14 protein-coding genes are annotated in these 17,313 nt (G+C 65.5%); 6 read left to right on the top strand and 8 right to left on the bottom strand.

Annotated elements, in window-relative coordinates; translation table 11 throughout:
• Nucleotides 1-35: 35 nt before the first annotated feature.
• From mce to gor, 4 genes are all read right to left on the bottom strand, one after another.
• Nucleotides 36-473, bottom strand: coding sequence for a methylmalonyl-CoA epimerase (mce, locus tag AC1VV3_RS00820; protein ID WP_431567998.1), 438 nt, complete (start codon nt 471-473; stop codon nt 36-38).
• The gene (bktB, locus tag AC1VV3_RS00815) at nt 470-1,651 is read right to left on the bottom strand and encodes a beta-ketothiolase BktB (protein ID WP_431567997.1); all 1,182 of its coding nucleotides are present in this window, start codon (nt 1,649-1,651) and stop codon (nt 470-472) included. Before bktB ends, mce begins: the two co-directional genes overlap by 4 nt.
• A 103-nt stretch (nt 1,652-1,754) precedes the next feature.
• Entirely contained in the window at nt 1,755-3,281 is a 1,527-nt protein-coding gene (locus AC1VV3_RS00810; RefSeq protein WP_482961931.1) for an acyl-CoA carboxylase subunit beta, read from the bottom strand.
• 327 nt (nt 3,282-3,608) lie between these two features.
• On the bottom strand, nt 3,609-4,955 hold the full coding sequence (gene gor / locus AC1VV3_RS00805; RefSeq protein ID WP_134092703.1) for a glutathione-disulfide reductase: 1,347 nt from the start codon (nt 4,953-4,955) through the stop codon (nt 3,609-3,611).
• 288 nt (nt 4,956-5,243) lie between these two features.
• On the opposite strand from gor, the gene AC1VV3_RS00800 reads away from it, so the two are divergent.
• Entirely contained in the window at nt 5,244-5,846 is a 603-nt protein-coding gene (locus tag AC1VV3_RS00800) for an RBBP9/YdeN family alpha/beta hydrolase (RefSeq protein WP_431567995.1), read from the top strand.
• Nucleotides 5,847-5,948: 102 nt separating this feature from the next.
• Here AC1VV3_RS00800 and pgi read toward each other — a convergent pair whose 3' ends face one another.
• Complete coding sequence (gene pgi, locus AC1VV3_RS00795; protein WP_134092701.1) at nt 5,949-7,469, bottom strand: glucose-6-phosphate isomerase; 1,521 nt, start codon at nt 7,467-7,469, stop codon at nt 5,949-5,951.
• Nucleotides 7,470-7,658: 189 nt separating this feature from the next.
• On the opposite strand from pgi, the gene lepB reads away from it, so the two are divergent.
• From lepB to AC1VV3_RS00775, 4 genes are all read left to right on the top strand, one after another.
• Entirely contained in the window at nt 7,659-8,555 is an 897-nt protein-coding gene (lepB, locus tag AC1VV3_RS00790) for a signal peptidase I (RefSeq protein WP_132262214.1), read from the top strand.
• Nucleotides 8,556-9,224 carry a ribonuclease III gene (rnc, locus tag AC1VV3_RS00785; RefSeq protein WP_132262213.1) on the top strand — a complete coding sequence of 223 codons (669 nt, stop codon included), beginning with the start codon at nt 8,556-8,558 and terminating at the stop codon, nt 9,222-9,224.
• A 134-nt stretch (nt 9,225-9,358) separates the two neighbouring features.
• Nucleotides 9,359-10,252, top strand: a complete 894-nt coding sequence (gene era / locus AC1VV3_RS00780; RefSeq protein ID WP_431567994.1) for a GTPase Era — start codon at nt 9,359-9,361, stop codon at nt 10,250-10,252.
• A complete protein-coding gene (locus tag AC1VV3_RS00775; RefSeq protein ID WP_431567993.1) occupies nt 10,252-11,319 on the top strand; it encodes an SGNH/GDSL hydrolase family protein in 1,068 nt (355 codons plus the stop codon). The genes era and AC1VV3_RS00775 overlap by 1 nt, the downstream gene beginning before the upstream one ends.
• On the opposite strand, the gene AC1VV3_RS00770 is transcribed toward AC1VV3_RS00775, so the two are convergent.
• Nucleotides 11,316-12,707: an MFS transporter gene (locus AC1VV3_RS00770; RefSeq protein ID WP_465128065.1), complete on the bottom strand. Its 1,392-nt coding sequence runs from the start codon at nt 12,705-12,707 to the stop codon at nt 11,316-11,318. The two genes, AC1VV3_RS00775 and AC1VV3_RS00770, sit on opposite strands and share 4 nt — an antisense overlap.
• 194 nt (nt 12,708-12,901) lie before the next feature.
• On the opposite strand from AC1VV3_RS00770, the gene AC1VV3_RS00765 reads away from it, so the two are divergent.
• Nucleotides 12,902-14,416, top strand: coding sequence for a hypothetical protein (locus tag AC1VV3_RS00765; protein ID WP_431567991.1), 1,515 nt, complete (start codon nt 12,902-12,904; stop codon nt 14,414-14,416).
• Nucleotides 14,417-14,455: 39 nt separating this feature from the next.
• Here the strand turns inward: AC1VV3_RS00765 and AC1VV3_RS00760 are convergent, their stop codons facing one another.
• Nucleotides 14,456-14,635, bottom strand: a complete 180-nt coding sequence (locus tag AC1VV3_RS00760) for a hypothetical protein (RefSeq protein ID WP_132262204.1) — start codon at nt 14,633-14,635, stop codon at nt 14,456-14,458.
• On the bottom strand, nt 14,632-17,271 hold the full coding sequence (gene topA / locus AC1VV3_RS00755) for a type I DNA topoisomerase (RefSeq protein ID WP_314463379.1): 2,640 nt from the start codon (nt 17,269-17,271) through the stop codon (nt 14,632-14,634). The genes AC1VV3_RS00760 and topA overlap by 4 nt, the downstream gene beginning before the upstream one ends.
• Between the last annotated feature and the right edge of the window lie 42 nt (nt 17,272-17,313).

The following is a 17,313-nucleotide window of genomic DNA, read 5'->3' as shown; positions in this document are numbered from 1 at the left end:
CGGCCCGCTTTCATTGCGGCGGACCGTAATCTATCTCAGTGACCGCCTTTGGGCGTTTCCATGATCTCGGTAAGCTGACCGCCCATGTCCCTGGGGTGTACGAAGAAGATCAGCGTCCCGTGCGCGCCCACGCGCGGCTCACCCAGCACGCGCTTGCCGAGGCTTTCGAACCAGGCCTTGGCGGCGTGAATGTCCGGCACTTCGTAGCAAATGTGGTGCTGACCCCCGAGCGGGTTCTTCTCCAGCCACTTGCCTACGGCCGAGTCCGCGGCAGTCGGCTGGAGCAGTTCGATCTGCGTACCTGCCGTGCCACCTTCACCCGGCGTATTGACGAAGCAGACGCGCACCTGCTGGCTATCGAGCACGAACGGCTCGGTAATATCGGTAGCGCCCATCACGTCGCGATAGAACGCGATCGAGGCGTCGAGATCGGGCGTGGCGACGCCGATGTGGTTGAGACGGCCGAGCTTCACGCCACATTCTCCAGCACGAGAGCGATGCCCTGCCCGCCGCCGATGCACATCGTGACTAGCCCGTACTTCCCGCCCGTGCGCTTCAGCTCGTACATGCACTTAATCGCGAGCATCGTGCCGGTGGCGCCGACCGGGTGACCGATCGAGACGCCCGAACCGTTGGGGTTCACCTTCTCCGGATCGAAGCCCAGCACCTTGGAAACGGCGGCGGCCTGCGCCGCGAACGCCTCGTTGCTCTCGATCACGTCGATCTGGTCGAGCGAGAGCCCGGCGCGCTTCAGTGCCACGGGAACCGCCTTGATCGGGCCTTCGCCCATGTAGGCAGGCTCGACACCGGCATGGCCCCAGGCGACGATCTTCGCCATCGGCTTCAGGCCGCGCATTTCGACTTCCGAAGCGGTAGCCAACACCACGGCAGCGGCGCCGTCATTGATGCCCGAGGCATTGCCCGCCGTGACCGCGCCATCCTTCTTGAAGGCAGGCTTCATGCTCGCCAACGTCTCGGCCGTCGTGTCTGCCCGGACATGCTCGTCGGTGTCGAACACGGTCACGCCCTTGCGGGTCTTCACTTCGATGGGAAGGATCTGGTCCTTGAAGCGGCCTTCCGCGATGGCGCGAGCGGCGCGCTGGTGGCTGGTCGCGGAGAGCGCATCCATGTCCTCGCGGGTGACGCAGTGGCGCTCCGCCACGTTCTCCGCCGTGATGCCCATGTGATAGCCGCCGATGGCGTCCGACAGGCCGACCGTCAGCGCGTCTTCCTGCGTGTTCGCGCCCATCTTCTTGCCCCAGCGCACGCCGTGGTCGTGATAAGGCACGTTCGACATCGACTCCGCGCCGCCCGCGACGGTGATCCCCGCCTCGCCCAGCTTCATCATCTGCGCGGCCGAGACGATCGCCTGCACGCCCGATCCGCACAGGCGGTTGAGCGTCAGCGAGGGCACTTCGAACGGCACGCCGGCATTGATGCCGATCACGCGGCTGAGCATCTCATCCTTGGCGCTGGTCGGCATGACCTGGCCGATGACGATGTGGCCGACGTCCTCCGGCGAAACGCCCGCGCGGGCCAGTGCCTCGGTCACGACCTTGCCGCCGAGATCGGACGGCATGAACGACTTCAGCGAACCGCCGAAGTCACCGACTGCCGTGCGCACGCCGCTGACGATGTAGATGTCTTCCATGACCTGACTTCCCAATCTTGCTTCTGACACATGCCGTCTTTCGCGGCCTGGAAGAGATCGCGGAACTCTCAAAAAGGAGGTGTCCCGCGATCCTCATGCGCCATCAAAGCGGAATGTTGTCGTGCTTCTTCCACGGATTTTCGAGGCTCTTGGTCCGCAGCTTGCGCAGGCCCAGCGCGATGCGCTTGCGGGTCGAGTGCGGGTAGATCACCTCGTCGATGTAGCCCCGGCTTGCCGCCACGAAGGGATTGGCGAAGCGGTCTTCGTATTCCTTGGTCTTCTCGGCAATACCTTCGGACGAGAGGCCGCGGAAGATGATCTCCACCGCGCCCTTGGCACCCATCACCGCGATTTCGGCGGTCGGCCAGGCGTAGTTGAGATCGCCGCGGAGGTGCTTGGACGCCATCACGTCATAGGCGCCGCCATAGGCCTTGCGGGTGATCACGGTGATCTTCGGCACGGTCGCCTCGGCATAGGCGAACAGCAGCTTGGCGCCGTGCTTGATGATGCCGTTGTGCTCCTGGTCGGTGCCCGGCAGGAAGCCCGGAACGTCCACGAACGTAATGATCGGGATGTTGAAGGCATCGCAGAAGCGTACGAAACGCGCGGCCTTCTTGGACGAGTTGATGTCGAGCACGCCCGCCAACACCATCGGCTGGTTGGCGACGACGCCCACGGTCTTGCCCTCGATGCGGCCGAAACCGACGATGATGTTGCCCGCATGGAGCGGCTGAACCTCGAAGAAGTCACCCTCGTCGAGCGTCTTCCTGATCACCTCATGCATGTCGTAAGGCTGGTTGGCCGAAGGCGGGATCACGGTGTCGAGGCTTTCCTCGGCGCGGTCCCAGGGATCGGCACAAGGACGCTCGGGCACTTCCTCGCGGTTGTTGAGCGGCAGGAAGTCGAAGAAATCGCGCGCCGCCAGCAGCGCCTCGATATCGTCTTCCAGCGCCAGGTCGGACACCGAAGTCTTGCTGGAATGCGTGATCGCACCGCCCAGTTCTTCCTGCGTGACGACTTCGTTGGTGACGGTCTTCACCACGTCCGGCCCGGTGACGAACATGTACGAGCTGTCCTTCACCATGAAAATGAAGTCCGTCATCGCCGGCGAATAGACCGCGCCGCCCGCGCACGGGCCCATGATCAGCGAAAGCTGCGGCACCACGCCCGAAGCGAGCACGTTGCGCTGGAACACTTCGGCATAACCGCCAAGCGAGGCCACGCCTTCCTGAATGCGCGCGCCGCCGGAATCGTTGAGGCCGATGACGGGCGCGCCCACCTTCATCGCATTGTCCATCAGCTTGCAGATCTTCTGCGCGTGACGGTGCGAGAGCGAACCGCCGAACACGGTGAAGTCCTGGCTGAACACGAAGACGAGGCGGCCGTTGATGGTGCCCGATCCGGTGACGACGCCGTCGCCCGGGATGCGCTGGCTTTCCATGCCGAAGTCGGTGCAGTCATGTTCGACGTAAAGGTCGAATTCCTCGAAGCTGCCTTCATCCAGCAGAATGTCGAGGCGTTCGCGCGCGGTCAGCTTGCCCTTGGCATGCTGCGCGGCAATGCGCTTTTCGCCGCCTCCCAGCTTCGCTGCGTCGCGGCGCTTCTCCATTTCGGCGATATTGGCTGACATCCGGGTTCCCTTGGCAAGTGACCTTGGCGGCACGAATTATTGCCCCTGCTAGGCAGGTCGAGGGGGGAAGGTCAATAGTTTTAAGTGATCGGTTAAATGACAAAAGTGGCAGGTTCGCGCGGATTTCGCCCCACCGATGTGTTTGGGCGCGGTTCGATCGTCCCGGCGCGTTATCGCGCTGCCGCGGGGTTTTCCCGGCCTGACCCGCAAACGAAAGGCGCCGCCACCGAACCGACGGTGACGACGCCCTCTCGTTCCGCCTTGGCGGATCGGCCGACAGATTGCGGCAATAACCGCGTGGCGGGCAAAGCCGCCCGCCCGGCCGCCTTATTTCATGAGCACCAGTTCCTCCGACATGGTCGGGTGAACGGCCACGGTAGCGTCGAAATCGGCCTTGGTGAGCCCGGCCTTCACCGCAATCGCGGCGGCCTGGATGATCTCCGGTGCGTCAGGCCCGATCATGTGCAGGCCGACGACCCGGCCCGTCGTGCCTTCGCAGACCATCTTGTAGAGCGAGCGCTCGTTGCGGTGCGCCATGACGTTCTTCATCGGCCGGAAATCGCTGGTGTAGATCTCCACCGATCCGAGTTCCTGCCGCGCCTGCGCCTCGGTCATGCCCACGGCGCCGATCGGCGGATGGCTGAACACGGCCGAGGGAATGCAGGCGTAGTCGAGCGTGGTCGGCTTGTTGCCGAATACGGTATCGGCAAAGGCCTGCCCCTCGCGGATCGCCACCGGGGTAAGCTGCACGCGGTTGGTGACATCGCCCACGGCGTAGATGTGATCGACATTGGTCCGCGAATGCTCGTCGACCCGGATCGCGTTCTTGTCATCGAGCGCGACGCCGACATTCTCCAGCCCCAGCCCCTCGACATTCGGCACGCGGCCGGTGGCGAAAAGGACGCAGTCGACCTCGAGAGGCTCGTGATTGGTCATCGTGACCGTCAGCGAGCCGTCGGCATTCTTCTCGATGCCGCTGAAATCGGCATTGAAGCGGAAGTCGATGCCCTTGGTGAGCGAGATCTGCAGGAGGCGATCGCGCATGCTTTCGTCATAACCGCGCAGAAGCTGGTCGGAGCGGTTGATCAGGGTCACCTTCGAGCCGAACTGGTGGAAGATGCCGGCAAATTCATTGGCGATATAGCCTGCGCCCGCGATCAGGATGCGCTTCGGCAATGCGTCCAGATGGAACGCCTCGTTCGAGGTGATGCCCAGTTCGTGGCCCGGGCAGGACGGCACATGGGGCCGCGCGCCGGTGGCGACGAGGATGACTTTCGCGGTCTTCTTCGCGCCGCTCGCCAGCGTGATCTCGTGCGGGCCGGTGATCGTGGCGCGCTCGTGGAAGATCTCGACCTTGTTGTTCTCCAGGGTCTGCGTGTAGATCCCGTTGAGCCGGTCGACGTCGCCCAGCACGTTGTCGCGCAGCTTCACCCAGTCGAAGTGGCAGGCCGGGATTTCCCAGCCAAAGTGACGGGCATCTTCCAAATCCTCGGCGAAATGGGCGCCGTAGACGAGCATCTTCTTGGGCACGCAGCCCCGGATGACGCAAGTGCCGCCGACCCGGTACTCTTCCGCCACCGCCACGCGTGCGCCATGCGCCGCTGCGATCCGGCTGGCACGGACGCCGCCCGATCCGGCGCCGATGGTGAAGAGATCGTAGTCGAATTCTGACATGCACTTGCTCCTGCTGCGCCGGCTTGCGTCCGGGCACGGCGCATATGGGGCATGGTGCCTTCGATTGCCAACGGACGTTTTGTCGGAACACGACCTCCGTTGAGCGCAAAAATATTGTCAACTAAAACAGTTGAGTTTATCGGAGTCGCATCACGTTCCGCATACCTACAGGACAGCCTGCGCCAGCGGACATCGGCAAAAGCCCCACTGCGGGCCTACTCCTAGTTTCGGGAGACGAGCGAAATGGCAAAGACGAACCAACATCCCACATCCCCGCAGGAGCCTCTCGTGCTTCTGATCCCCGGCCTTGACGGCAGCGGACCTGGCCACTGGCAGCGCCGCTGGGCCGAGGAGATGGACAATGCCCAGATGGTCGACCTTGGACTATGGGAAAAACCGCATCGCAATACCTGGATCAACCGCCTGAACCTCTCGGTCCAGCGCGCGGGTCGGCCGGTGGTGCTGGTGGCGCATAGCCTGGGATGCCTCCTCACGGCCTGGTGGGCGAAATTCGAGCAGCCCGCCTGGTCCTCGCCGGTGATCGGCGCCTTGCTGGTCGCCCCGCCGGAAGTGGACTTCTTCCCGCGCGACGACCGGCTCAACGGCTTCGCGCCGACGCCGAGCGACGAACTGCCCTTCCCCTCGATCCTCGTGGCCAGCCGCAACGACCCGTGGATCGGCTTCCCCACCGCCCGCCTGCTGGCACGGCAATGGGGCAGCCAGTTCGTGGATGCGGGCGATACCGGCCATATCAACGCGGATTCGAAGATCGGCAGCTGGGAGGACGGCAAGCAGTTGCTGCGCCAGTTGGCCGGAGGTGCCGCTTCGCCCCAGCCTGCGCACACGCCGCTTCATGCGGATTGGTCGGAAGGCCTTGAATACCGTTCCTGAAGCGCACAGGCCCGGGAATGGAGAACGGGGCAGGTCGCCATGCGGCCTGCCCCGTTTCTCATGAGACCGGAATTTCAGGGGGCCTTGTCTCGGCCCCCTATCTCAGGCGATTCCCGAAAGCTGCAGAAGTGCCTCGGTCGAGGGATCGAACGTGGTGCCGCCCTTCTCGATCTGCTTGGCGATTTCCTTGCCCAGCTCGACACCGAACTGGTCGAAGGGGTTGATCTCCATCAGCACGGCATTGGCGAAAGTGCGGTGTTCGTGGAACGCCACCAAGGCGCCGAACGTCGCCGGCGAGATTTCGTCCAGCAGGATCGTCGCCGAAGGACGGTCGCCCGCATAGGCCCGCGCCGGGTCCTCGCTCGCCTTGCCGGCCATCAGCGCCGCGCCCTGCGCGAAGCAGTTCGACAGGAGAATGCGGTGATGCGCGGGGTTGAGATCGTCGCCCGGGGCAATCGCGGCGATGAAGTCCACCGGCACCAGGTTGGTGCCCTGATGGAGCAGCTGGAACACGGCGTGCTGCGCGTCCGTGCCCACGCCGCCCCAGGTGATCGGCGCCGTCGGCCCGTCAACCGGCGAGCCGTCGTACTTCACGCTCTTGCCGTTCGATTCCATCTCCAGCTGCTGGAGATAGTCCGGCAGCAGCGCCAGCCGCTCGTCATAGGCGAAGACGGCGCGGGTCTGGCAGCCGCGCAGGCGGGTGTAGTACTGGTCGGCGAAAGCGGCGCGCAGAGGCAGGTTGGCGAGACCGTCGGTATCGCGGAAGTGCATGTCCATTGCCGCCGCGCCGTCGAGGAATTCGGCGAAATCCGGCCAGCCCAGCGCCATGGCGACCGGAAAACCGATCGACGACCAGAGCGAGTAGCGCCCGCCGACGCTTTCCGAGAACGGCAGGATGCGAGTCTCGTCCACGCCCCATTCCACGGCCTTTTCCGGCGCTGCAGTGAGGGCGACGACCCGTCCGTAGGGGTCTTCCACGCCGTTCTCGCGCATCCACGAAAGGACGCTTTCGGCATTCGTCATCGTCTCGATGGTGGTGAAGGTCTTGGACGCCACGGCCAGCATCGTCGTTGCCGGGTCGCACTTGGCAAAGGCCGCTTCGAGCGCACAGCCGTCGATGTTGGAAACGACCTGAACGTCCACCATGGCGCCGTCGCGCGCGAGCGCGTCGATCGCCAGCGCCGGGCCGAGGGCCGAGCCGCCGATGCCGACGTGGATCAGATGCTTCACTTCGCCCATGGCGCCGCGGTGAATGGCCTCGACAATGGCGGCCATGCGGGCGTGAAACTCATGCGCAAGTGCCACGCTCTCGTCGCTGCCGACGCCGCGCTGGGCGGTATGCTCGGCAGCGCGACCTTCTGTCGGGTTGACGATTTCGCCGGAAAACAGCGCCGCGCGGCGCCCGGCGAAGTCGGTGGCTTCGGCCAGTTCCTCGAAAGCGGCGATATGGGCGGCATCGAGGTGAGTTTTCGACCAGTCGAACCGCATGGCGCCGGGGCTGGTCTCGTCACCCAGCTCCAGGCGAGTGGCGAGCAGGTCGAGACGGGCCGGATCGGCGTCGAACAGCTCGGCAAGCGTCGGTTTGGGCAATCCTTTCAGCTTGTTCCATACCGTTTCGCTCATGCCATGGTTCCTTTGTTCGGGTTGGGGGCCAGCCTTATGCCCAGCAGGCGGCAGAAGGCCAAGGTCATTCTTGCACCCATCTCTGCGCAGGACGCACGTCAGGAACATGACGTTTTTGGTCGATACGGATGTGTCTCTGCTCGGTATGTCACTTGACGGATGGCCTCGCGCGCAACAAGGGTTCGAGCCATGAGCGACATCGAAACCGCGACTTCCGGCCCCGCATCCGACAAGTCTGAACTACCCTCATCGGGGCCTGCCTCAAGCGGCGGCGGCAAGCCGGTCGTGAAGGACGCCAAGAAGGATGCCAAGAAGGATGAAGGCTTCTTCTCCTTCCTGCTCTGGCTGGTGCTCGGCGTCGTGGTGCTGCGCAGCTTCATCATCTCGCCGTTCAACATCCCGAGCGAGTCGATGCTGCCCCGGCTGCTGAACGGGGATTACCTGTTCGCTTCCAAGTGGTCCTACGGCTATTCGAAGTATTCGCTGCCCTTCAGCCTGCCGCTGATCCCCGGCCGCGTCTTCGCCGGCCAGCCGGAACGCGGCGACGTGGTGATCTTCAAGGCGCCCCCAGGCAACGATGTCGACTACATCAAGCGCGTCATCGGCCTTCCGGGCGATGAAGTGCAGGTGAAGGGCGGACAGGTCTGGATCAACGGCAAGGCGGTTCCGCGCGTCAAGCAGCCCGACTTCGCGCTGCCGGTCACCGCGAACACCCATTGCTACGCCCCCGAGTTCGAAGGCAAGGATGCCGCCGGTGGCCCGGTCTGCAACTATCCGCAGTTCCGCGAGACCCTGCCGAACGGGAAGAGCTACAACGTGCTCGACCTTGGCCAGACCCCGCAGGACGACACTGGCGTCTACATCGTGCCCGAAGGCCACATGTTCCTGATGGGCGACAACCGCGACAATTCGCTCGACAGCCGTTTCCCGGCGATCGAGGGCCAGGGCATCGGCATCGTCCCGCAGGACAACCTGGTGGGCAAGGCCGCGGTGATGATGTTCTCCACCGACGGCGATGCGGAATGGCTCAAGCCCTGGACCTGGTTCACCGCCGCCCGCTGGAGCCGGATCGGGAGCGTGATCTGAGTGCTTGAAGCAAAGGACCGCGAGTTCCTCGCCGAAGTCACGGGCAACCTTCCGGGCGACGAAACGCTCTGGCTGGCCGCCCTCACTCACGGCAGCACCGGCGAGAAGCGCAATTACGAAAGACTGGAATTCCTCGGCGACCGGGTCCTCGGACTCTCGGTCGCCGAATGGCTTTTCGAAAACAGCGAGGAAGCGGAAGGCCGCCTTTCGCAGCGCCTCAACGCGCTCGTCAGCCGCCAGACCTGCGCGCAAGTCGCGCGGCAGATCGGCCTCGGCCCGCACATGCGCCTCGGCAAGCAGGCGCGCGACGACGGCGGGCTGGACAGCGACAATATCCTGGGCGACGTGATGGAGGCCCTGATCGGCGCCTGCTTCACCGAGCGCGGCTTCGAAGCGGCGCGCGTGATGGTGCGCAAGCTGTGGTCCGAATCGATGCACGGCAAGGCCGGCAAGCGCAAGCACCCCAAGTCCGCATTGCAGGAATGGGCCGCCGGAAACCGCCGCCGCATGCCCGAATACAAGCTGGTCGAACGCTCCGGCCCGGACCATGCCTCGCAGTTCACGGTGGAGGTCGCGGTCCACAATGTCGGCGCCGCGCGCGCCACGGCCAATTCCAAGCAGGATGCCGAGACTCGCGCTGCCGAAGAATTCATGAGAAAATTCGGCTGATCCTTCGGCAGGACCGACTGGAGCGAGCCGGGACACCAATCGGAACGTCCCGCGTTTAGCCCTGGACCTGTCGAAAACGAAAATCGCCGAAGACCCAAAGCACGCAGGCGCCGAGCCTGACCAAAGGAATGACAATGACTCAAAAATGCGGACTCGTCGCCGTGATCGGTGCGCCAAATGCCGGCAAGTCCACGCTGGTCAACGCGCTGGTCGGGCAGAAAGTGGCGATCACTTCGGCCAAGGCCCAGACCACCCGCGCGCGCCTGCTGGGCATCGCCCTTGCCGATGACGTGCAGATCATCCTGGCCGATACCCCCGGCATCTTCGAGCCGAAGCGCCGCCTGGACCGGGCGATGGTCGCTGCAGCCTGGGAAGGCGCGCAGGAGGCCGACGCCATCCTGCTGGTGGTAGACCCGATCAAGAAGCGCCGCCACGAGCTGGAGCCCCTGCTCGAAGCGCTGGCGACGCGTGCCGAACGCAAGATCCTGGTGATCAACAAGGTCGATGCCGGCGCCAAGGAACCGCTGCTGGTGCTGGCCCAGGAACTCACCGGCAAAGTCCAGTTCGACGAAGTGTTCTTCGTCTCCGCGCTCTCTGGCGACGGCGTGCCCGAGCTGAAGGCCCATCTCGCCGGGCTCATGCCGGAAGGCCCCTGGCACTACCCGGAAGACCAGGTCTCCGACGCGAGCGAGCGCCTGCTCGCCTGCGAGATCACCCGCGAGCAGCTCTACAAGCAGCTTCACGAGGAACTGCCCTACGACGCCGCGGTGCGCCCGGAAGCCTATGAGCAGCGCAAGGATGGCTCGGTGGAGATCCGCCAGCAGATCGTCGTCACCCGCGACAACCAGCGCGCCATCGTGCTGGGCAAGGGCGGCTCGAAGATCAAGTCCATCGGCGAGGCCGCGCGCAAGGAACTGGGCGAAGTGCTTGGGCAGAAGGTCCACTTGTTCCTCCACGTCAAAGTCGAGGAAAACTGGGCCGACGCCCGCGATTTCTACGAAGAGATGGGGTTGGACTGGGTCAAGTGATGGCACGTTTCACGTCGACGGCGTTGTCAGCCGCCGTCATGATTTCCGGCACGCTGGCGCTATCGGCCGCGCAGGCCCGGGCTGCCGAGGCCGAACAGAGCGTAGCCGTCGAGGAAAGCCTCGTCGGGCAGCGCTACGTGGCGATCGGCTCCTCCTTCGCGGCCGGCCCGATGCTGCCGCCGGCCAAGTCCGGCGCTCCGGCACGCTGCGGCCAGAGCATGAACAACTATCCGACGCTGCTGGCAGAGCGCTTCGGAATGATCCTGACCGACCGCACCTGCTCGGGCGCCACGACCAACAATGTCCTTGGCCCCTGGGGCGAGATCGGCCCGCAGATCAATGCCGTCACCCCGCAGACACGGCTGGTGACGGTGACGATCGGCGGCAACGACCTCAACTACATCGGCAATCTGTTCACCGCCACCTGCCTCTATCGCGCCAGCCAGATGCCGGCGGGCAGCAAGCGGGCCGCCTGCGGCGCCGTGAAGGTCCCCACCGAAGTCGACTACGCGCGCGACGAGATGCAGATGATGGAGATCGCGCGCCGCATCCGCACGGTCGCTCCGCGCGCGCGGCTCGTCTTCGTGCAGTACCTCACGCCCCTGCCCCAGGCAGGATCGCTGTGCGCCGTCACGCCGGTCAGCGAGGATCACGCCGCCGTGGTGCGCCGTACCGGACAGCGGCTTTCGGAAATCACGGCCCGCGTCGCGCAGGCCTACAATGCCATCGTCGTCGAGATGAACCAGTCCTCCTCCGCGCATACGCCCTGCGATCCGCTGCCCTGGATGATCGGATCGCCGGAAGGCTATGACGGCAGCCAGGGCCTGCAATGGCACCTGAACTTCGCCGGCATGCAGGCCACCGCCAACGACATCGCCTGGTGGCTGACCCGTAGCGGCGTGAAGGCGCCGCGGCCGACGCTGACCCTGCAGCCGCAAGCGGCGCCCGCGCCGATGATCGCCACCCCGCCCCCGCCGGCTCCACGGGCAACGCCCACGCCCGCACCTACCGGCAGCGCGGCCAAGCCCGGCATCAAGAGCCAGACCGGCGTCAAGTCGCGGCGCTAGGCCTTCTCGGCCAGGCGCCAGCGGGCCAGGCTCGCAAGGGCCGCCACCACCGCCAGCGAAGCGGCCATGAGCATCGGCGCCGGGCCTTGTCCGGCGCCGAGCGACAACATCGTCCCGATCATCGCCGCGCCCAGCGTCTGGCCGAAGAGGCGTCCGGTGGCGAGCAATCCGCCTGCCGCTGCCGACCGCGCGCGCGGGGCGTTGCCCACGACCATGCGGGCATTGGGCGAGAAGAACAGACTGAACCCGAAAGCTGCGACGACCAGCCGCCAGGCGATCGCAAAGGCGCCCGGCTGCGCGGGCAGGAACGCCAGCAGCACCAGCCCGGCGACGGCAATGCCCATTCCGACCAGCCCCATGATCGAGGGCGAGACATGGTCCGAGAGCCACCCCGCCACGGGCGCCACCACCAGCATCGTCAACGGGAACGGCAGGACCAGCAGGCCCACTTGCTGGGCGCTATAGCCCATGCCCTGCTCCAGCCGGAACGGCAGTGCCACGATCAGCGCCGCCGAACCGATGAAGGCGGCCACGGCGGCGATCGTGGAGAGGCCGATGGCCGGCCGGGCCATGAGGTCTACCGGGAAAACCGGATTGGCTTTGCCCCGCTCCCGCCGTGCCAGCAGCAGGGCCGAGCCCAGACCGCCCAGCGCCACGACGATGCCCAGTTCCACCATGCCGCCATGTGCCGCGAGTTCCAGGCCGCCGATCAGCATAGCGAAGCTGGCCGCACTCCACAGCCCGGCGGCCCAGTCAAACGGGGTTTCTCCCCGCTGCGGCTCAGGCAGGAAACGCCCGATGACGAGCGAGATCAGCGCGAACGGCACTGCCGCCACGAAGACCCAGCGCCAGTCCGCATGGGCCACGATGAAGCCTCCCAGCACCGGCGCTAGCGCGTTCGACGACGCCACGATCACCGAGTTGATGCCCAGCCCGCTGCCGAGCTTTGCCTTGGGGTAGATCTGCCGGATCAACGCGGTGCCCACGCTCATGGCCATGCCGGCACCCAGCGCCTGGCCGGCACGGATCACCAGCAGCATCGGCAGCGAATTGGCGAGGAACGCCAGCGCCGAAGCGGCCATGAAGATCACCTGCCCGGTCTGGTAGACCCGTCGCAGCCCCAGGCGCTCGCCCAGGTTGGCGAAAGGCAGGAGCGCCATGACCATGACGAGCTGGTAGACCGTCACCACGTTGACGACGACGCCCTCTTCCACCGAAAGCTCGCCCGCAATCGTCGGCAGGGCGACATTGGCGATCGTCCCGTCCAGCACGAACAGCGCCGTGCCGAACGAGATGGCCACGATCGCCCATATGCGGCGCGGCATCGGCAGGCCGCTATCGCCCTCGTCCTTCAAGGCGGCCGGGGTCACGCCTTCATCGTCTCGCATTCGCAGCATGATCTTCCAACGCCTGAGTTCCGCTCCGGTCGCAAGGTGGCTCGGGTAAGAAATTGTCGCAAGCCATCCGAAGGGTGGGTGGCGCCGGTGTCTCCATACCGCAACCTTGCCCCGGCATGACACGGCCGCGCCATCGCCTGCCCGCCGTATCGGGGCACGAGGGCGGGTGAAAAAGGGTCGAAGCAATGATCGGAATCGCGCGGCTGACGGCGGCGAGGATCGCCCGCGCGGGCAATGTCGCACCGGCACGGCCGGCGGTCGCCTCGCCCCTGCTCTACCTGGGCGCGGGACTGATCCTCCGGCTGATGATGTTCGGCAAGCCGGCTTTCCAATCGGATGAGCAATTCTACCTGCTGGTCGGCCAGCGCATGGCGCAGGGCGCCTTGCCTTTCGTCGATATCTGGGACCGCAAGCCTTACGGCCTGTTCCTGTTCTATCGCAGCCTGTTCGCCCTGCCCATCGACCCGGTGCTGGCATATCAGCTCGCCGGCCTGGTCTTTTCGGTTCTCACGGCGCTGGTGATCGAACGCATGGCCCGCGCCATCGCGCCTGCCCGGGCAGCACAGGCCGCGGGCCTTGCCTACCTGCTCTACCAGCCGGTGTTCAACGTGGCACTGGGACAGGCGCCTGTATTCTACAATCTCCCCGTTGCGCTGGCCGCCCTGATCGTGCTTCGGGCCATGCCGCGAAACCGGGATGCAAGGCTGGTCCTGCGGGGATGCGCCGCCATGCTGCTGCTCGGCCTGGCCCTGCAGATCAAGTATAGCGTCGTTTTCGAGGGCATGGGTTTCGGCATGATGCTGCTGCTTCGCGGGCGGCGGGACGGCTGGGGCCTGCCGCGGCTGGCTCTGACCGGCACGGTCTGGGCCGGAACCGCCCTCGCCCCCACTCTCGCCGTCTGGGCCGGCTATGCCGCGGCAGGGCACGGCGCGGCATTCGTCCAGGCCAACTTCCTCTCGATATTCGGCCGCGCCGTCGATCAGGCAGACGCTTTCGCGCAACTGGCGAAAGAGGGCCTGGCGATGACGCCCTTCGCGCTCGCCATCCTGCTCGCGCCGCGACGTCATGCGCTTCCAGGCGGAACTTGTCCCGCCATGCTTCCGGCCATGCGCGTCTGGGCGCTCGTCGCCGTGCTGGGATTCCTGGCTTTCGGCACCTGGTACGACCATTATCTCGGGCCGGTCCTCGTGCCCCTTTGCCTGCTGTCGGCCCCTGCCCTCGCCCGCGAGGCTCGCGGCGAGCGTTGGTACGGACGGCTCCTGCTGGGCTTCGGCCTGCTGGGCGCTCTGGTGGTTCCCGCCCTGCAAGTGCGCGAACGCGGCACGGCGGCGGACTTTGCCGCCGCCAGCCAGGCGGTCGCCCGCGAACTGCGGGGCCGCTGCCTCTATGTCTACGAAGGCGACAGCGCCCTCTACCGCACCACCAATGCCTGCATTCCCACGCGCTTCGCCTACCCAAGCCATCTCAATGCGATGAACGAGGCCGGCGCTCTGGGAGTCGATCCCGAGGCGGAAGTCGGCCGAATCCTGCAGAGCCGCCCCGGCGTGATCGTGGTCTCGGAATCGAGCCGTCCCAACCTGCCCAATCTGCGGACCCGCGCGCAGATACGAAAAGCCCTCGCGCACTCATATGAGCGCTACGAGGGCGTCATCGTCGGCACCCGGAAATTCGGGCTCTACCGGCTGAAACCGGCCTTCTGAACCAGGCCCGCTGCTTCAACGGCGAGCCCGGCTGGCGGGTCAGCGCGCCTTGGCGACCGCAAAGCCGTGCTGGCGCGCGGCATCCTTGGTCGATTCCTCGGTGCGGTTGAGCGCCTTGGCGATTTCCTTCAGACCCTTGCCCTTACCGGCCAGGGTCTGAAGCTTCTGCAGTTCCTCCGGCTTCCAGGGCTGCTTGTGCTTGGCGATCTTGTCGCTCATTCGGCTGCTTCCTTCTTGGGCTTTGCCGGAGCCTTGGCGGTGGCTTTCTTTGCGGCAGGCTTCTTGGCTGCGGGCTTCTTGGCTGCAGCAGGCTTGTCCCCGGCGTCCTTTGCGGCCGCTTTCTTTGCAGGCGCTTTCTTGGCCGAGGCCTTCTTGGGCGCCGCCTTCTTCTTGCCCTTCGCCGGGCCCTTGGCAGCCTTCTCGTCGATCAGCGTGATCGCCTGCTCGGCCGTCAGGTCCTCCGGCTTCTGGTCGCGCGGCAGGGTGGCATTGGTCGCGCCGTCAGTGACGTAAGGCCCGTAGCGACCCGCCAGCACCTTGATCTCGCCGCCCGATGTCGGGTGAGCGCCCAGAACCTTGATCGGCTCGGCTGCCGCACGCGAACCACGCCCGCCCGCGCCCGCCGCCGCTTCGGCAAGCTTGGTCACGGCCATGTTCATGCCCGTCTCGAACACTTCGGCGGTCGAGCGCAGGCGGGCATATTTGCCGTTATGCGCAAGATAGGGGCCGTAACGGCCGATGCTCGCGGTGATGTCGTTGCCGGTTTCCGGGTGCGGCCCGATGGTGCGCGGCAGGCTGAGCAGCTTGATCCCCCATTCCAGCGTGAGTTCATCGATATCCTTGGGTATCGACGCGCGCTTGGCTTCCTTGCCTTCGCCGAGCTGGATGTAGGGACCGAAACGTCCCGAACGACGCATGATCTCAAGGCCGGTTTCGGGGTCCTTGCCCAGGCCTTCGTCATCGCCGCCATCCGCGGCGCCGCCGGGCTGTGCGAACTTGCGGGTGAACTTGCACTCCGGGTAGTTCGAGCAGGCAACGAAAGCGCCGTAGCGACCGCCGCGCAGCGACAGGCGGCCCTCGCCGCACTTCGGGCAAAGACGCGGATCGGTACCGTCCGCCTTGGGCGGGAACAGGTAGTCGGACAGGAATTCGTCCAGCGCCTCGGTCACTTCCGAGGGCTTCTTTTCCATGACTTCGTCCGACTTCGGCTTGAAGTCGCGCCAGAAGGCTTCGAGCAGCGCCTTCCATTCCTGGCGACCGCCCGAAACGTCGTCCAGCTCGTCTTCCATGCCCGCCGTGAATTCGTAGGCGACGTAGCGCTGGAAGAAGCGTTCGAGGAACGAGGTGAGAAGTCGGCCCGATTCCTCTGCGAAGAAACGGTTCTTCTCGGTGCGGACGTAGTTGCGATCCTTGATGACCTGGATCGTCGCCGCATATGTCGACGGACGGCCGATGCCGAGTTCTTCGAGGCGCTTGACCAGGCTGGCTTCCGAGAAACGCGGCGGCGGCTGGGTGAAGTGCTGCTCGGCCGTGACGCCCTTTTTCGCCGGCATGTCGCCCGACTTCATGAACGGCAGCAAGCCGCCGTCGTCATCTTCGGACTTGTTGTCCTGACCTTCCTCGTAGACGGCAAGGAAGCCCGGGAACTTCACCACCTGGCCCGAAGCGCGCAACTCGTGCTGGCCGGTGCCGTCCCGGAGAGTGACCGTGGTGCGTTCGAGCGCGGCCGAGGCCATCTGGCTGGCCATGGCGCGCTTGAAGATCAGGTCGTAGAGGCGCGCCTCGTCGCCCGAGCCGAAACGGTCGCGGGTGAACTCGGTCGGCCGGATCGCCTCGTGCGCTTCCTGCGCATTCTTCGCCTTGGTCTGGTAGATGCGCGGCTGCTCGGGCAGGTAATGGCCCGAAAACCGGTCCGTGATCGCGGCACGGGCGGCCGAGATGGCGCTGGGGTCCATCTGCACGCCATCGGTACGCATGTAAGTGATCGCGCCGGCTTCATAGAGCGTCTGCGCCACGCGCATGGTCTGGCTGGCCGAGAAGCCGAGCTTGCGCGCCGCCTCCTGCTGCAGGGTAGACGTGGTGAACGGCGGCTGCGGGTTGCGCTTGTGCGGCTTGGTCTCGACCGATTCGACGGTAAAGGCACCGTTTTCGACAGCGGCCTTGGCGCGCATCGCCGTGCCTTCTTCGCCGATGCTGAGGCGATCGAGCTTCTTGCCCTCGAAAGCGACCAGCTTGGCGGCGAACTCGGTGCCGTCATGCGCCATCTGTGCCGCTACGGACCAGTATTCCTGCGGCTTGAAAGCCTCGATCTCGCGCTCGCGGTCGACGATCAGGCGCAGGGCCACCGACTGCACGCGGCCGGCCGACTTCGCACCCGGCAGCTTGCGCCAGAGCACCGGCGAAAGCGTGAAGCCGAACAGATAGTCCAGCGCGCGTCGGGCGAGATAGGCGTCGATCAGATCCTGATCCAGCTCGCGCGGCTGGGTCATCGCCTTGGTGACGGTATCCTTGGTGATGGCGTTGAAGGTCACGCGCTGCACGTCCTTGGGCAGCGCCTTGCGCTTGGCCAGAAGCTCGCGCACGTGCCAGGAAATCGCTTCACCTTCGCGATCAGGGTCAGTCGCGAGGATCAGGCGGTCTGCCCCCTTCGCGGCGTCGGTGATCGCCTTCACCTGCTTCTGCTTGTCCCCGTAAAGCTCCCAGTCCATCTCGAAGCCCTCGTCGGGACGGACGGAGCCATCCTTCGGCGGAAGGTCGCGGACGTGGCCGTAGCTGGCGAGAACCTTGTAGTCCTTGCCGAGGTACTTCTCGATGGTTTTCGCCTTTGCCGGCGATTCTACGATGACTAGCTGCATTCTTTCAGACTCTGTGTGCCCCTGGGCGACATGCGCCTTACG

The organism is Novosphingobium sp. BL-S-34 (assembly GCF_056857015.1).
The sequence above is the reverse complement of the archived record's forward strand: the minus strand, read 5'-3'. Positions and strand labels throughout refer to the sequence as shown.